Origin of the sequence: Cellvibrio mixtus subsp. mixtus J3-8 (assembly GCF_000766945.1) — a bacterium.
In the GTDB taxonomy this organism is placed as follows: Bacteria; Pseudomonadota; Gammaproteobacteria; order Pseudomonadales; family Cellvibrionaceae; genus Cellvibrio; species Cellvibrio mixtus_A.
On record NZ_KN266210.1, the window covers coordinates 1 to 17044 of the forward strand.

The window sequence follows — 17044 nt, forward strand, 5'->3', positions numbered from 1 at the left end:
AGGCGTATTTTCAGAGGCTTGAAAGTGTCTAACGAAGCCTGGGAAGTCCAATCCGATCCTAATAAATAATCAGATCTATTTTTTTGCACTAGAAAATGTTGATTGCGAGCGGCCACGCGCTTGTTCAATCGCTTGATTAAGCTTGGACTCCAACACATGCTTTGGCGGTAATTGGGTGAGATATTCCGCTACATGAATACCGCTTGCATCCAACTCTAGTAATTCAATTTGTTCCTGCTTTTTACCGCTGCATAAAATAATGCCTAGCGGCGATGCCTCATCTGGTTCTTGCTCATGTTTACTCAACCAACGTAAATACAATTCCATTTGACCTTTGTATTCCGCTTTAAAATCACCCAACTTCAAATCGATAGCAACCAGGCGTTTCATGCGGCGATTGTAAAGTAACAGATCTATATAAAAGTCATTATTGTCTATTTGAAGACGCTTCTGTCGCGCGACAAAGGTAAAACCGATACCCAGCTCCAATAAAAAGTTTTCCAACTCGCGCAAAATTGCATCTTCAAAGTCTTTTTCCAGATAGCGATCATTAAGGCCAAGAAAATCCAGAATATAAGGATCTTTAAGTACCAAGGTAGGTGTTAATTGATTGGATTGCCGTAAGTTGTCCAGCTCGTTAGCGATGTACTAGCTCAGACCTGATCTGACAGTTACCGGTTTTTTATAAGTGCCTGTCAGTTTAGATTTGAGCTAAATTCTTTTCAGCCCAAACCTTCTTTCCATCAAGTAAAGTTTCCATTGGAGTCCGACCGCAGCAAACCTTGCCTTGATATGTTCGGGTATTGTTGTAGTATTTCATCCATTCGTCCAGATCCTTTTGCAATTCCTCCAACGTTACATAAAGTTTTTTGCGGAATGTCACCTGATAAAACTCTTGTAATATCGTTTTATGGAAGCGCTCGCAGATTCCATTGGTCTGTGGTGATTGCGCTTTGGTTTTGGTGTGATCAATATCATTGATCGCCAGGTACAACTGGTAATCGTGTTGATCCATCCGTCCACAATATTCGGTGCCACGATCAGTAAGAATTCTCAGCATTGGCAATTGCTGCTGAGTAAAAAATGGCAACACTTTATCATTGAGTAAATCGGCTGATGTGATAGGTGTTTTACTGATATAGAGCTTTGCAAATGCAACTTTGCTGTAGGTGTCCACAAAGGTTTGCTGGTAAATGCGGCCTACACCTTTGAGGTTCCCCACATAAAACGTATCTTGTGATCCAAGGTAACCTGGATGATGCGTTTCAATTTCCCCGGAAGCTTCATCATCAATTTTTTTGCGTTCCAATGCAGCTATTTGGCTGTCGGTTAATAGAATGCCTTCGTTAGCTACTTTCTCTTCCAATGCCTGTAATCGCTTTTTAAAGCTCTCAACACCGTGCCTTAACCAAATAGAACGAACGCCACTACCAGAAACAAATATACCGACCTTACGCAATTCATTGCTGGTGCGATGCTGGCCGTGAGCTAGTTGCTCTAGGGAATAATCAAGGACTGCTTTCTCTGTTGCAGAATCAACGCGATTTTTAACATTCGGAGTACGTTTGCTCCTGTTAATCAATGCATCAACTCCACCTTCCTGGGTTAGCTCTTGATAACGATAGAAGGTGTCGCGGGAACCCCATTACCTTGCAAGCTTTGGATACATTGCCGAGTTCTTCCGCCAAATTTAGTAAACCGGCTTTGTGTTTTATGATAGGATTGTTAGTATGTAGCATGAGAGTTACCTTTATGATGGTTTTGTTTCAGGATTCGACACCCATATTCAAAACCGGTAACTCTCTTCTTTCAAGCTGAAGTGTTAGATTTGGTCGCGACTAGTACAAATTATACAAGCTTAAAAACTTCAATTCCTTCAGATTTTTTAGATTTTCTGGCAAGAATGCCCAAATCTTCTCCAGCTAAAACAAAAAGTTGACGCTTTAAAACGTAATCTATCAAATGATGTCCTTTATCAATACCAATATACTGACGGCTCATCTTGTGAGCTACTGATATTGAGGCTCCAGAACCTACGTACGCATCTAAAATCAAATCATCTGGATTAGTTGCTATATCAAATATCCTTTGCAGAAGCCGTTCTGGTTTCGGTGTATCAAAGACATTAGCATCAGGAAAGAGTTTTAATAAGTGCTTCTTAGCTTCTTTGTTTGTACCAACGTCACTTCCCATCCAAAGCGTTTCGGGTGTAACCTCGATAGCCGACTCACTCAAATATTTCTTGAGTCTAGGCACGCCGCTTCCATTTTTGCCAAACCAAATTCTCCCGTCCTTTATTAAAGCTTGAACTTTAGATTTATTGTAAGCCCAGCAGCGCCCATTTGGCGGTGAGTGCTTTTTTCCTGTCGGTGAAACAATCTCATAGAACTGAGATTTCACTGCGTGCCCTGCCTGCACATTTAACGAAACAGATTGCCAATGACCTCTAAGATCGTTATCTGGATTTTTATATCGAGTCAGCAAATTTTCTCCTGCTAAAAGCTTGTTAGCAGAAGCTGTAAATTGTTTTTTTGATTTTGCATACACTAGTAAATATTCATGGTTATTTGAAAAAGCCTTTCTATTCTCTCTAGTAGTCCGCTGCTGCCAAACAATAGTCGTTACGAAATTATTTCTACCAAAAACAGCATCTGCTGCCACCTTTAAATAATGCATCTCTCCATCATCGATCGAAATCCAAATACTTCCATCATCAGACAGAAATTGGCGGAGAATTTTAAGCCTATCAACGATATTGGAAAGCCATTGATCATGGGTTGTATCATCGTAATGTAGGTAGCTTTCTCCATTGTTATAAGGAGGATCAATATATACACACCTTACCACCCCTTCATATATAGGAAGTAGCAACTTCAAAACCTCGAGATTTTCACCTAAAATTAACTTCCTAATTTTATTATCTTTGTATAAAGATGAAAGTTCTTTTATCTTTACCAGCCTTTTCTCTGACATACTAATTTCTACACACCAAAAGTAATTCCGAAACTTTTTCAGACTGCAAGTGAAGATCAGCACGGTTCAGTTTACTATGCGAAAAATTGCCGGGTGATTTTACATCTACATACCCAAAATATTCTTTAGCCAAAGAAATCAAAAAATCCAATTCAACCACCCTCGGATGAGCCCCTTTTTCTTTATCATAAGGAGAATAAGACAGTAGTAGAGTTCTGTTAGTTTTTGCAGATTTTTCAAAAAGATCTTTAAAAGCCCTCGGTGCCTTAGACTTGATACAAAAATCAGATTGATGCCTATCGCTTCGGTATAATCCTCGACTAAGCTGAATTTTCCCACCACCTTTGCTAGAGGACACTTCGGGATAGTCCATCAAGCAGAGAGTTTCTAACCCATGATAGAATCTGGAATAGTGATCGCGAGTATAAGGAGGATCCGCATATATCAAACCGATGTCACCATCTAAAGAGTCCAATGCCTCTCGATAGTCCATATTCAAAACTTTGTGTTTATTCAATACACCAGATCTTTTTGAGTATTTCCCCAACCATGATTGGTATATTTCTAGAACATCAAGATTTCTATCTTTTTTAAGTTGATTGGCAATCCCACTCTTAGGATTACCGTTTTTATCTCTCGGCCTTAAAGGCTGTGCGAACTGCTTCCCAACTGTATTTACCACATCACTTGCCGTACTCAATAAAGCAGCAAGCAATAAATCTTTATATTTCGAATCCGCTTTATTTATATGGATTAATATCGCATCAATAATCAATGCCTGCTTATATGAAAAATAAACTCCCCCAAAATATGTGGCAGCAAGAAATTTATTTTCCACTCCCAAATTAACACCTTTTATCGCAGAGATAAGAGCCTTCTTCAAAGGCATTGACGCTTCACTTGGAACACTTATCAATGCGGAATATAGAGAAGAAAACTCTAAAAAATTACAAATAAGCTCCAGATCACTAGAAACCTTTCCGTTTATTAGCTTATCTTCGAATCTGACTAATTCTTCAAAAATCGTCAAATTCCTTTCAATATCACCAGAAGCCTTAACTCTTTCAACAAAAGAATCAATGAAATCATCTTGAGAGGGTTTCAATAACGCAGAGCAAATAGTGTTAGAATATTTTTGTATATCGACAGCCACCACTTTTCTTTCAGAAGAAAAATGTTGACTTACCGATCCAGAACCCGCAAAAAGGTCACATATCCCTACCTCTGTCGAACTCAATTCATCTACTACTTCTTTAATAAAATCTAATATTCTTAACTTACTACCTAAATAATGAATTGTACGGAAAGTTTTGAACTCGAATTCAAAGTTTTGTCTTGAAGAAAAATTAATTTGCTTTCCCATTATTGATTTCATGCGCTCTTATAATGTTGAAAAACTGATTTATCTAGTAAATCAAAAATCTCGTTCGCTTCCACAACTATACGTATCATTCTGTCTCTTCGTCCTCTCCACAACGAATTCATTCTATGGATTATTTCAGGATACAATTCATGACTGGGCATAAAAAGGTGATACAAAAACATTCTCGTGGTAATTTGAACGAATATACCCACTGGCTTTCCATCAGTTGGATACGCCAACCCTGTAGCGGCATCCAACTCGAAACGATAGTTCTGGCTTTTTACTGAAACACTGGGACGAACTTCAATAGGAGCTAACAATGCATCGCCACTTAGACTCCGCAGCAATATTCGTTGACTGTTATCACCAGGCATCGCCCCAAAAAAATGACGAAATGTCTCTAGATCAAAATTTGCTTGCTTCCATCTATCACCACTTTTAGGAATTTCAGCAAGTAGCACCCTGTTCGTTCCAGAAAATTCCCACCCCTCGGTGATTGGAGCTGCATTTTCTGGAGGCCGAATCTCAAATGATTCCTCTTCACCTTCCAGTAAGGGTTTTTTAACTGTGTGACTTCTGATATAGATATTTTTACTAACTCTATCAACTACGCTTTGATCATCGATTAATTTCAGATGATTTTGTGCTTCATGCACCCATTTATTCCAATAATTTTCTACTCGTTGATACTCATCTAAAGAAAGAGAAATCAAACTAAAAGCCTCACGGTTTTTTCGAAGCCCTCCAAAGGTCAAGTTACCCGATCCAACGAGAAGGGATCCCCCACCAGTTACATCTTTAAAAAAGCTTAATTTAGGGTGAAATAACGATCCGTTATCTTCATGATAAAAAGCCCTAACACTGAAATTGGGAACCTTTACCATCAAATTATTAAGTGATTCCAAGCACTCAATGTTCGTGATCTCGTCAATACCTACAACTAACGAATACCCCTCCTTCTCAAATAATTCGTGAAATTCTTTATCATTAAATAGAAGATCGACACCGCTCTTGCTGGCAAAAGAATAAGCTCCATACCCTTTAACAGAAGAGGAGCAGGAGTGAACCAAAGCCTCGTGCATTGAGTATGAGCCTGAAAATGAAGAATCTTGTATAAAAAGCAATTTATCCATATGAACACGTCCAGATTAAACCCTTAGAAAAGCACCTGAGCCCACTATTGCTTATATCAGTAAACATTTATTCATGTCGTATTCTATCAATTCCCTACAAACAGGGCGTGAAGGGGTCAGGTAGAATATCTCATACTGATATTAATGGTTTATCGTAAATTCAAAACGAGACTATCTAAATGAAAAAAGAGATTGGCTTTAAATTGCAAAAACAAAAAAGCCCGCTCGAAAGCAGGCTTTTTAGTCGTTAGTTTACAACGTTTATTTGGTGGAGCTAAGCGGGATCGAACCGCTGACCTCAACACTGCCAGTGTTGCGCTCTCCCAGCTGAGCTATAGCCCCAGATTCGTTGACATCCTGTCTCTGAGTGGCGCGCATTTTATGCAGGTGCCTTCGGAGTGTCAAGCAAAAATTGGGGGCTTGCACTCCGGTTTTTTTATCGATAAATCAAGCGGTTAACTGTTGGCAGCTGGCTCTTCTGCGGTTGCACCCAGTTTGGTGTAGAGCTTTTCCAGGTCCTTTTGCTTGTTTTTGCCGAAGCCACCCAAGGCGTTGATGGCGTGGCGGATGCGGGCGCGGCTCATGTCGGGGCCGATGATTTGCATGGAGTCCACTACCGAGAAGCTGGCGGTGGTGCCGGCAATGGCGACAAAGACCGGAGCCAGGGCATCTTTGATTTTGATGCCCATTTGATCCGCGAGCAGTTTGAGTTCGGCGAAGAGGTTGTCGCGTTCCCAGGTGCGCAGGGCTTCCAAGCGCCAGAGGGCGAATTGCAGGTATTCCTTTTGTTTTTCTATATCCAGCTTATTGCCTGCGAAGCTGGCTTCGGTCAGAGGCATCATGCCACTCACCAGGAAACCGGCCAGCGGGGCGAAGTCGCTGAGGGTGGTCATGCGCGATTGGGCGTGCGGCAAGGCCTGCAACAGGGTTTCTTTGTTGAGGGCCCAGTCGTGCAAACGTTGCGCGAGTTGTTCGATGGTGAAGTTTTCGCGGATCCACAGGCTGTTTAACCAGCTGAGTTTTTCTACGTCGAAAATCGGGCCGCCTAATGAGACGCGTAGTAAATCGAAATGCGCCTGCATTTCTTGCAGGGTGAATTTCTCGCGCTCGTCCGGCATGGACCAACCCATGCGGCCGAGGTAGTTGAGCATGGCTTCCGGCAAATAGCCCATGCGCTTGTAATACAGGATGCTGGTGGGGTTTTTGCGTTTGCTGAGCTTGGATTTATCCGGGTTGCGCAGCAGCGGCAAATGGCACAGTACTGGCGCTTGCCAGCCGAAGTATTCGTAGAGTTTCAGGTGCTTGGGTGCGGAGTTGATCCACTCTTCGCCGCGAATCACGTGGGTGATTTGCATCAGGTGATCGTCCACCACGTTGGCGAGGTGATAGGTGGGCATGCCGTCGGCTTTGAGCAGCACTTGCATATCCACTTGTGACCATTCGATTTCGATTTTGCCGCGCAGCATATCGTCGATTTCACACACACCCTCTTCCGGGATTTTCATGCGGATGACGTAAGGCTCGCCCGCATTTAATTTCGCCTGGATCTCTTCTTGCGACAGCAACAGACCGCGACCGTCATACCTGGGCGTTTCACCGCGCGCTTGTTGCTCGCGGCGCATGTCATCCAGCTCTTCAGCGGTGGCGAAGCAATAGAAGGCATGGCCTTTTTCGATCAGCTCGAACGCGTATTTACCGTAAATATCCATACGTTCGCTTTGACGGTATGGACCGTGCGGGCCGCCCACGTCCGGGCCTTCGTCCCACTCCAGGCCTAACCAGCGGAGGCTGTCCAGAATCGCCTGTTCGGATTCAGGAGTACTGCGGGTTTGGTCGGTATCTTCAATGCGCAACAGGAATTTGCCGCCGTGTTGACGGGCAAAACACAGGTTGAACAGGGCGATATAGGCGGTGCCTACGTGAGGGTCACCAGTGGGCGACGGGGCGATACGGGTACGGATTTCGGACATAAAACGGCCTTTTGCTGCAAATTCAGAAGGATCAAAACCGGGAAAAGGCGCGCAGTATACGCGAAATACCGGGCCGTCAGGGAGCAACGGCCACGGGTTTAATCAGGTTAATAAAATCAGGATCTTGCCAGTAGTCCTGAAAGTCAGTGTCTGTTAAATAGCTTTCCGGATCACGGCCAAGCGCTAACGTCCGGCTTATGATTTTCAACATTTGCGGTTTGTTGTGGTTGAGTGCGTAGTAGCAGGCCACATTGAATAAAAAGGCGCGATTGGTTTCTTTCTCCAAATCAAAGTCCTGTTCAACAAAAGTGCTAATGGCTTTTTTTGTCAGTTCTGTATTCTGAATATTTGAACCGGTATAAATAACTTGTGATGCAAATATGGTAAGGTTTTTACGTTGCAAATCGTCAGTTTGATTGTAATTAATCAACGAATGAATTTTGTCGAAATAAAAATTCATCAACGTTACATTTTCAGTGAATTTATTATCGATATTAAGCTGAAAGGCCAAGCGTGCAAAATAATAACAAATCGACGATGCATAAGGCACAATTTCATTTTTAGGAACACCTTCTTCTAACACTTGCAAGAACACATTCGGATTCAGTTCCAGCATCGATTTTTCATAGGCAATAAATAGTGCAGTTTGATTTTTATCGGAAGACACCTGTGGCGATTTCGGTGTAAACGCTTGCTCTTGATAATCAAAACGAAGTTTGTTCAAACGAACCTCTTTTTTGGTATTTTTTAAATAAACAATGAGTTCTGCACCATAAGGCTTTTTAACCATATCGATATTTAGCTGTGTTGTTTCATTAATATTGCCGATTTGCTTGAACGCCTGCGCTATTTCATCCGAATCAAATTCCAACGTTATTGCAATACGAGTATCGTCAGCGTTATAAAACCACGCATCACGATTATTAATGACCAAACGAAAATTGCGATCCTTAAAATCCTGCCAATTAAAGGCCAACGACTTTGGCAACATCTTGAGTATAGGACTAGCGATTTCCGCTTTGCGCCCATAATCGCCGGTCATGGCAGCAGCAGGAGTTGGTCGCCGTTTGTGGAGCCAATAATATGCAGGGGTTACATCAGCGCGGGAAAATTCAATGTACCCCCAAATAGGATAATAGGAATGCAAACCGGTATAGTTTAATTGCCATGCTGCGTTTGCAGATTGGTTAGGTGGTATTTTTTTTCGTAACACATAAAGCCCAACATCTTCTTCATAATAGGGCAGCAAACTTTTTTCGTTAAGTTCTGCAAGGTATTTACGACGATAATTGACAGCCATAAATTTTAGCCCGGCTGCGTCTGCAAATTTGGGATCCAGCCATGTTATGCCATGGTTACGCTTTGGACCAAATTCCTCATCACTTAACACAGAAAATTTCAATACCTGGTTTTTAATCGTCAACTCCACATGGCTATAACCCACCTCATAGCCAAACTCCCTGGTGCTGTGGTTACTCACAAATATGGCACCCAGTATATTTTCAAGTAGCGTTTCTACAACACCAACTGGACGATGATAAGTTAGTTTTTCATACCCTTTAATTGCCGCATAGCGAGGCAAGGATGGTTCTGATTTGATGAAAGAAAACAATCCCGGTTTTTTATTGTAGCTTTGGAAGTGATTTCCATTGATGTCAGTCTCGTCCTGATGAATATTATATTCAGTGCGAATATTGTGGGACATATAAACCAGATCGGTGATTTTGTCCCGCTGGTTGGAAATATCCAGTATCTCCACCTTCCCGTTTTGATAGAGATAGGCCAACCCTTTTTCATTCTTGTCCAGAAATTCCACTATCTCAGCATGGTTGAATGCATCCAGCAGTTGCTGTTCAGAATAGGAAGAAGCATCAATTATTTCGCCATAGCTTTTTTGCTGTTTGTCTCCGGTAAAAACCCAATCGATAAATCCTTCTGTTGCCAATATCAAGCCCGACGAATACAGGTCACTGGTATTGAAATGGTCGATCACTTCACCGGTGGAATTGATTTTCCATAAATCATCGCCGCTCTGTGCGATAAACAGGGATTGGTTATTGTATTGGTACAATGCATCAATAGGACCATCAATTAATTTGACGATTTCATAATCCTGTGAAGCGGATTGATTTGCAGAAAGCCGGGGATATTCTTTTTCCGGAGCAGCCACGGCTGAATTCATGAAAAATCCCAACATACACACCACTCCCCAACCATACATTAATCGCATTTTTTTACACCCAACCGTAGGTCATCCATTCTGGGCGCATTATAAGCGACAATTCCTGGCTTCAGGATATATATGTTCAGGATGTGATGGCCGTTGAACCCAGCAACGGTAAATGTTTAAGGCGATGGTATTGCAGGGATAAACCTATGCAATGTTTTAACTGCTTGACCGGAATTAATTCCATGCGCGTAAAGATAATCGCCCGGTTGCCATCATAACAAAATAAATGGCCATACAGCGCTTCAAAGGTTTCGACGAGAGTGGTATTACAATTGAAATACAAAGCGTAGTGTTCGGGGTCGCGCGCTTTCCAATCCATGCGAATCGCACTGCCCTGTTTGGCGATATAACTAGGCTCACCCCAGCGCAGGGTTTCTTCTATCTCACCCAGCTGCAATTCAGCAGCCGTTTGCAGAACTAATGTGCGCAAAAACAGCAATCGCTTGCGCATATCGGGTGGATATTTTTTAAAAACTTCAGCAACAGATGGATTGTGGATCGATTGCATCACAACACACTCCTGCGGTTTTTCTGATGCGACTATATCAATATCGCAATAGTATTTTGCGAGCAGATATTGATGCAATCACATCAGAAAATTTTACTGGAAATCAGTGGCCTTCAAGTTTTGCAGCGAGTTCTTCATCCCAGAACGACGCTTCAATCTTGTGGCCTTCCGGATCGCGCACAAAACAACCGTAATAGGGTTCACCGTATAACGGCCGTGGGCCGGGTGGGCCATCACAGGTTGCGCCAGCGGCGATGGCGGCATCGTAAAAGGCGTGCACTTGTTCTTTAGTATCCGCAATAAATCCGATATGGAAACCATTACCGATGCTTGCCGGTTTTCCGTCGTGCGGAACGCCAATCCAGAACTCGGGAAATTGCCGGCCAAATGCGACAGCGCCTGGATGCTCCATCAGTATTTTTGCGCCGACACTGGGTAACACTGCCACATAAAACGCGCGCAGTGACTCAAAATCGTTGGTGCCAATTGATACATGGGATATAACGCTGGGGGATGGACTGCTCATAATTCCTTTCTCCGGTTGATTGAATATATAGAGGGTTTTAATTAACGAATGCGCTGGTAAGTACCCAACTCGGCTTTAATTCCCAAACGCGCAATTGTTTCTTGCGCATTGAAACCGGTTTTCTGGTGCATTTCTTTGACAACAGCGCGTGCGCTGTCGATAAAGCTGGAATTTTCCCATTCCACTAACGTCGCCAATACAAATGATTTGTCATCATGTGGCTGCTCGAGTAAAAAATCCTGAATAAAGCCGGGTTGCTCATTCAGTATTTGATGGGTGGCTTTTACGCGCGCGAGAAATTCTTCGCGTGCGGTAGTGGGGACGATAAATTTGTCCAGGCGATAGATGCGTTGGGAAGTTGTGGAGTCTGGCATTTTACTTTTCCTTTCAGGTTGGAAATCCCCCGGCCGCCCTGGCTACGTGCCCCGTTCCAAAGAGGTCCGGGGGATTCAGTAATTCCAGAGTAAACCCGATTCCAACCAAAACCTGTCAGGAGAAATAAACAGAAAAAAATCAAAAAAAAGCCCCGGTAATTAACCGGGGCAAAGACAGCTACATATGACTTGTAGAACGATTACGAGAAACTATTTATTAAAGTGATTCACGTTATTAAAGTGATTCAAGAAACCGCAACACATCCTGTTTCTGTGATGACGATAATGCTTGATACGCATTTTTCGCCGCCTGGCCTTCACCACCGTGCCACAAAATTGCTTCTTCGATGGTGCGTGCGCGACCATCATGCAAATAACTGTGCACTGGTGTACACACTTGCGCACCTTGCCCTGCATCGGTCACACCACCGGTTACGCAAGCCGACAAGCCCAATCCCCACAGCGGTGCGGTACGCCATTCAGCACCGCTTGCCTGGCCTTCACCAAGCGTATCCGCCATATCCGCGCCCATATCGTGCAGCAGCATATCGGTGTACGGCTTGATCGTTTGGCTGCGCAATTCACCGAGTGGATGGTATTGGCTGGTTACGTGTTGCGGCGTGTGGCAAGCAACACAACCGATGGTGGCGAATTGCGTTTCACCGCGTTGCACAGCGGCATCGTTAAGGTTGCGTTGCGGACGCACACCGAGTGTTGAAATATATTTCACCAGATTATTTAAATGCGTATCGGATAATTCCGCACCACTCGCACCGCAATCCGTTTGCGCTGAACCGCAATCAGGGTTTGGCAATACGCTGGTCATCACCCCCATATCCGCATTAAATGCCGCTGCAACCTGATGCTTCACACTGGTGGTTCCCGCTTTGTAACCAAAACGACCTAGCCGGGTTTGACCGGATGGATCAGTGATGCGGTTCGCACGACCGGAAATGCCATCACCGTTTGCATCGTTGATATCTTCTTTCGCGAGAATTGCCGCTTCAGGAATCGCTTCCAATAAACCCATACCCACCAATTGCGGTGCAACACGCGCAGAAAAACGCGCCGGTGTTACGCCACTGAATTGATAATTGGGTTTACGCAAACCGTTTGATTCGCTCCAGAATGCAATCGATGCTTGCCCTTCACTTGCAACACCGTTTGCTGATTTTGGTTGCAATGAACGGCCAAGGTTTGGATGCGGATTGCCATTGGCATCGGCCACTTTAAATACCCATTTTTCCAATGGCTGGCCAACCGGCGCTGGTGCCGCACGACCATTGCGCACGTGGCAACCGGCGCAGCGGTCATGCACATAATGCGGACCGGCTTTACCGACGGTATCGGCGAAAGTGCCGTTATCGACAACATGTTCATCGTGTGAACCATCAACAAATGAGGCGTGATGCACGCGGCGGCCCAACACAAAGGGCTGGCCATTAATCGATGCGAGATTGGTTGCCATCTGGATGAAATGGTTATCCGGTTCATTCGAATGGTTGTAGGGCAAAGTGGTCTTGCCACCTAACCAGGCTTTCTCCGGAATTTTTACCGAATCTTTTCTGCCGCCAATGTTGCCGAAATTACCGGTGATATCCCAGGGCACCAAACCTTCACCGACGATGTATAAATACGTCGTACCGTAATACGCCGAGCGCCCATGGGGAACGGTGTGATCAAGGAATTGGCTTAATTCAAATTCGAGTTTATCGCCAATCTGGATATTGCGACCTTCGCGCGCGTTGAAACTGCGCTCTTTGTAGTAATTGAAATTATCGATCACGTTCATGGTGCCGTTATCGTAATACTCGGCCACGGTGCCCACACCGCGGTAGAACCAGCGATTTTCCGCTTCGGTGTCATTCAACTTGAATTGGGTTTTTACATTCATGCGCACGGTGCTGCCACCTTTGGCAACGTAGTCCACAATTTCAATTTCAGCGGTGCGGTGCTCCCAATAAAAACTGAGGAAATGATCGTAGGCCTGGAATTGATCTTCCTTCGCATGGCGATCACGGCCGCGGTCAGCAATACGGGTCACCAATGCATCGCCACGATCAAACTGGATTGCACCTTCAAGCACTGTCGATGAATTGTATAACGGCACAATATTGCCAACACTTGCCGTTGATGAAGAACTCACCGCCGTTACCGAAGAACTGCTGCGCGATGAACTTGATGGCACCAGCGAGCTGCTACGCGATGAGCTGGAAAGCACTGAACTGGACAACAGCGAGCTTGAACGCGACGAACTGGATATTGCCGAGCTTGATGCAACAGCGCCCAATGAATAATTTTGCCAGGGTGTATCCTGCCCCACGCCGGAACGAATAATAGTGAAGTTGATGCTCACTACATCCGTCGCTTTTAAATTGGGAATATCGTAAGTCCAGTTGCCGCCGGAAACATTCATGCGCACATTTTGCTGGGCGCCATTGTTGATGCGGTAATGGAGATCAACAATGTCCGCCTGGTTTACTGTTGCGCGTAACGTGGTGCTATTCAAGGTAGTGACACAACCGGAATTGCAATTGCCCGCCGCCACGCTGGATGAAGAAACCACGGGCAATGATCCGAATACATCAATTTCAAAAATCGAGTATCCCCAGTTGTTGCCAGTGCTGCGTGTCAACGCATTCACTCGTACATATCGATAAGTGCCGTTGACACCGACAGTATCGGTGCGATTACCAAAGGTGCCACCGGTACGCAGGCTCATTTGGGTCCAAGTGGAATTATTGTTAGAGCCGAGTAATTCATAACTCGCGGCGTTGGCGGCCTCCCAATTAATCACTACTTGATTGAGCGCATAGGCCTGCCCCAAATCCAGTGTGAGTGAACTGGGTGAAACACCGTGGCTGGATTCCCAGCGGGTTGCATTGTTATTGTCGATTGCAAAACTGGCAGGTTGTAGATTGGTGCTGCCAGTGATGCTGACCGGATTAATGTTAATGGTTTGCGCGTTGGTTGTTTGCATAAAAAGACTGCTACTGGCTAATGCAACAAATAGCCATGCAGCCCTTGAACCGAGCGGTAGTATTTGCATGTGATCTTGCCTCTACTTTATTTATTATCGAGAGGTTGCCCTGCGGACAGCGAGACGGGAGCAACGGTTGATACTTTTTCTTGAACGCCTGTTGCGCCACTTCGCAAAATGGAGGTCACTTGTGATGAGCCAGATCGCAAAAAATTATTGGTTTTGTAATAGCGCGGGAACATAGTGTAGGAAGTGAAATTGCCAGCGTCGTCCCACAATCAGGATGCAAACAAAGTGGCTATCCAAAAACAGATCTGCTGCACAAAAATAGCGATTAATAAGAGTGGTTCGCATCAAAAGTGGCGACTGGCACATTAATTTTCAGGGATTTATAACGTCCCAATCAGCGAAACAATTAAGTGGCACTGCCGGTTTTGCATTTATTGCGCGGTTTTTATCCTATGTGCTTGTCATAAAAACTCAACACTCCCGTGGTTCTATGGTGGAAACTTGCGGAGAACCATCATGAACACCCCAGCCCATTCACCGGAAAATATTGGTGTCGTTATCACTACGTATAATCAACCTGCATGGCTGGAAAAAGTATTGCTGGGTTATGAGGCGCAAATTTTTACCGATTTTCGAGTATTGATTGCTGACGATGGTTCCGGTGAAGCAACACGTGCAGTTATTGAGAAATTCCAGCAGCGCGGGAAACTGGATATTGAACATGTGTGGCACGAAGACCGCGGCTTTCGCAAATGCCAGATCCTTAATAAAGTTATTTTTCACACCGACTGTGATTACCTGGTTTTTACCGATGGCGATTGCATCCCCGAACCGGATTTTGTTGGCAAGCATTGGCAATTAGCACGGCCCGGTTATTTTCTTTCCGGCGGTTATGTGAAATTGAATATGGCGGTTTCTACTGCCATTGATATTAATGACATCCGCGCGGGTAATCCTTTTAATATCGACTGGCTTACACGCCACGGCCAGAAGAACAGCCACAAATTATGGAAGCTGGTAAAAAGCCGGTGGCTAAAAAATCTGCTGGATACCATCACCCCGACCAAAGCCACCTGGAACGGTATGAACAGCTCTACCTGGACAGAAGCCATTCGCGCCTGCAATGGTTTTAATGAAGATATGCAGTACGGCGGGCTGGATCGTGAATTAGGTGAGCGCTTGTGCAATTTGGGGTTAAAAGGCAAACAAGTGCGCTACAGCGTGAGCTGTTTACACCTTGATCATCCGCGCGCCTACGATACCCCGGAAACCTGGGCAAAAAACTACGCCATTCGCGCCGAAGTAAAACGACTGGGACTGTATTGGACACCGAATGGAATGAGTAAAACCTCTTTGCAATCGACTGCGTTTGCTACAAAAGTGCCAGCGTTTGAACAACCCATCGCGCGCACCAAACATCCAAAAGTGGCTGCTGTTTAAGCGCCGCCTTCGCAATAATCCTTGACCGGATAGTAATGTTCCTTCGATAGCCCTACCGAAAACGCTGCAAATCATAATGTGCGTACAGCGCCCGCCATTGTTCAGTATTACCCTCACCGCGCACATTGGTGCGCTTCAGTGAAATCCGCTGGGTTCCCCAAATCGGGATCGGTTTGCATCCCGGTGCAGACGAGCGACGAACCTCCGTTCCCGCCATGAGTGACATCGCCTTGAACCACAAATCATCGGCGCGCGGCGTCAACGTTAAGAACAGATCCCGAGCCAGCACATCAGCATGCAAAGTATCAGGGGGATAAAGTACACCACCGTAACCAACCGACATCAGCCAGGGATGGGTGAGATCGACACCCTCTACCGTAGGCCACTGGTGATAAGGCTTGGGTAAACCGCAGGGCTCAAATTCAATGGTGCGGCATTCATGGGCGATAATCGCACGGGGATAGCGCAGGTGATCCTTGTATAACCGGTGCAACCAGTCAGGGCTGTACATCAAATCATCATCACAAGTCACTATAACCTTGTCGGGATATTGAGCCAGTGTATGGATCAGCTTGCGGTGCGGGCAGGTTAAATCCACATAGTTGATGGTAAAGGTATCGCCCTCCAGCTCCGCCAATTCGCGGGGGATACGGTGACGCAACCCTTCATTCAACCACAGGATAATTTTTTGGGCGGCGACATCTTGTGCCAATAAACTGCGCACGGTGAGCGCCACCGCCTTCAAGCGGGAAGGAATGGAGGTAAGTGAAATAATGAGCGGCAACGCAGGGTCGCGCCGGCGATTCAGTGCGAGACTATCCAATCCCTTTAATCGATGCGCCATCCATAAAGACCCCGGCAGCTGTTTTAGCTTCATTCATTTACACCCTTCATTTAGTACCGGCCTTTGCCAAACCTACACGGCTCCTGTGTCATTCCTATGACACATTGCGATACCTGCCAAGCGCGCACGTGCGCAAAATAGCGGAATTCACAAAGGGAATACCCCTACCGCAACTGGATTTGCTAGAATCGCCGCCTCAAAAAATTCCGCAGAGAACACAACCATGCTGATCCAGGCCCCCATCTCCCTTGGCGAACTGATTGATAAAATCACTATTCTGGAAATCAAAGCTGTTCATATCAGCGATGAAACCAAACTCAAAAATGTGACCCATGAGTTGAATATCCTCAATGAAAAAGTGGATAGCCTGCTGGATGCAACGGGTAAAACCAAACTGGAACCGCTGAAAAAATCCTTGAAAGATATCAACCAGGAATTGTGGGTAATTGAAGATGACATTCGCGACTGTGAGCGCGATAAGGACTTCAGCGATAAATTTATCCAACTGGCACGCGCGGTTTATTTCACCAACGACAAACGCGCCGCCGTAAAAAAAGATATCAACCTCGCCTTTGGTTCTGAATTGATCGAAGAAAAATCGTACAAGAATTACCAGTGATTTTTACGTGTCCCTTGCAGAATTAACCATGGGATGAGTGCCCTCAATGCCGTACAAGCCCTCAATGACCTACAA

General features: G+C 45.0%; 13 protein-coding genes, 1 tRNA gene and 1 pseudogene. 2 read left to right on the plus strand and 13 right to left on the minus strand.

Going from position 1 to position 17044, the window contains the following annotated elements; all coding sequences use genetic code 11:
- Nucleotides 1–75: 75 nt before the first annotated feature.
- The 12 genes and pseudogenes from A596_RS15010 to A596_RS15065 all read right to left on the minus strand — a co-directional run bounded on the left by A596_RS15010 (nucleotide 76) and on the right by A596_RS15065 (nucleotide 14126).
- Nucleotides 76–594 carry a PDDEXK nuclease domain-containing protein gene (locus A596_RS15010; protein WP_235425748.1) on the minus strand — a complete coding sequence of 173 codons (519 nt, stop codon included), beginning with the start codon at nucleotides 592–594 and terminating at the stop codon, nucleotides 76–78.
- A gap of 106 nt (nucleotides 595–700) precedes the next feature.
- A pseudogene (locus tag A596_RS15015) lies at nucleotides 701–1739 on the minus strand (IS481 family transposase).
- 109 nt (nucleotides 1740–1848) lie between these two features.
- A complete protein-coding gene (locus tag A596_RS15020; RefSeq protein ID WP_052417558.1) occupies nucleotides 1849–2973 on the minus strand; it encodes a site-specific DNA-methyltransferase in 1125 nt (374 codons plus the stop codon).
- Nucleotide 2974: 1 nt separating this feature from the next.
- Nucleotides 2975–4336 (minus strand): DNA adenine methylase, encoded by a 1362-nt coding sequence (locus tag A596_RS15025; protein ID WP_052417559.1) that lies wholly within the window; start codon nucleotides 4334–4336, stop codon nucleotides 2975–2977.
- 8 nt (nucleotides 4337–4344) lie between these two features.
- Entirely contained in the window at nucleotides 4345–5469 is a 1125-nt protein-coding gene (locus A596_RS15030; protein WP_152600200.1) for a phospholipase D-like domain-containing protein, read from the minus strand.
- 266 nt (nucleotides 5470–5735) lie between these two features.
- Nucleotides 5736–5811, minus strand: a tRNA-Ala gene (locus A596_RS15035).
- 113 nt (nucleotides 5812–5924) lie between these two features.
- Entirely contained in the window at nucleotides 5925–7439 is a 1515-nt protein-coding gene (gltX, locus tag A596_RS15040) for a glutamate--tRNA ligase (RefSeq protein WP_039916615.1), read from the minus strand.
- A gap of 76 nt (nucleotides 7440–7515) precedes the next feature.
- Nucleotides 7516–9621, minus strand: a complete 2106-nt coding sequence (locus A596_RS22210) for a TPR end-of-group domain-containing protein (protein ID WP_152600201.1) — start codon at nucleotides 9619–9621, stop codon at nucleotides 7516–7518.
- 124 nt (nucleotides 9622–9745) lie between these two features.
- On the minus strand, nucleotides 9746–10177 hold the full coding sequence (locus tag A596_RS15050; RefSeq protein WP_039916313.1) for a DUF1801 domain-containing protein: 432 nt from the start codon (nucleotides 10175–10177) through the stop codon (nucleotides 9746–9748).
- A 103-nt stretch (nucleotides 10178–10280) separates the two neighbouring features.
- Nucleotides 10281–10703, minus strand: a complete 423-nt coding sequence (locus A596_RS15055; protein WP_039916315.1) for a VOC family protein — start codon at nucleotides 10701–10703, stop codon at nucleotides 10281–10283.
- Nucleotides 10704–10744: 41 nt separating this feature from the next.
- Nucleotides 10745–11077 (minus strand): antibiotic biosynthesis monooxygenase family protein, encoded by a 333-nt coding sequence (locus A596_RS15060; RefSeq protein ID WP_039916317.1) that lies wholly within the window; start codon nucleotides 11075–11077, stop codon nucleotides 10745–10747.
- A 235-nt stretch (nucleotides 11078–11312) separates the two neighbouring features.
- Nucleotides 11313–14126, minus strand: coding sequence for a di-heme oxidoredictase family protein (locus A596_RS15065; protein ID WP_052417561.1), 2814 nt, complete (start codon nucleotides 14124–14126; stop codon nucleotides 11313–11315).
- 456 nt (nucleotides 14127–14582) lie between these two features.
- On the opposite strand from A596_RS15065, the gene A596_RS15070 reads away from it, so the two are divergent.
- Complete coding sequence (locus A596_RS15070) at nucleotides 14583–15506, plus strand: glycosyltransferase family 2 protein (protein ID WP_052417562.1); 924 nt, start codon at nucleotides 14583–14585, stop codon at nucleotides 15504–15506.
- Nucleotides 15507–15558: 52 nt separating this feature from the next.
- On the opposite strand, the gene A596_RS15075 is transcribed toward A596_RS15070, so the two are convergent.
- On the minus strand, nucleotides 15559–16383 hold the full coding sequence (locus A596_RS15075) for a glycosyltransferase family protein (protein WP_039916318.1): 825 nt from the start codon (nucleotides 16381–16383) through the stop codon (nucleotides 15559–15561).
- A 190-nt stretch (nucleotides 16384–16573) separates the two neighbouring features.
- Here A596_RS15075 and A596_RS15080 point away from each other — a divergent pair, with 190 nt between their 5' ends.
- Entirely contained in the window at nucleotides 16574–16969 is a 396-nt protein-coding gene (locus A596_RS15080) for a DUF6165 family protein (protein WP_039916320.1), read from the plus strand.
- The last annotated feature ends 75 nt before the right edge of the window (nucleotides 16970–17044 follow it).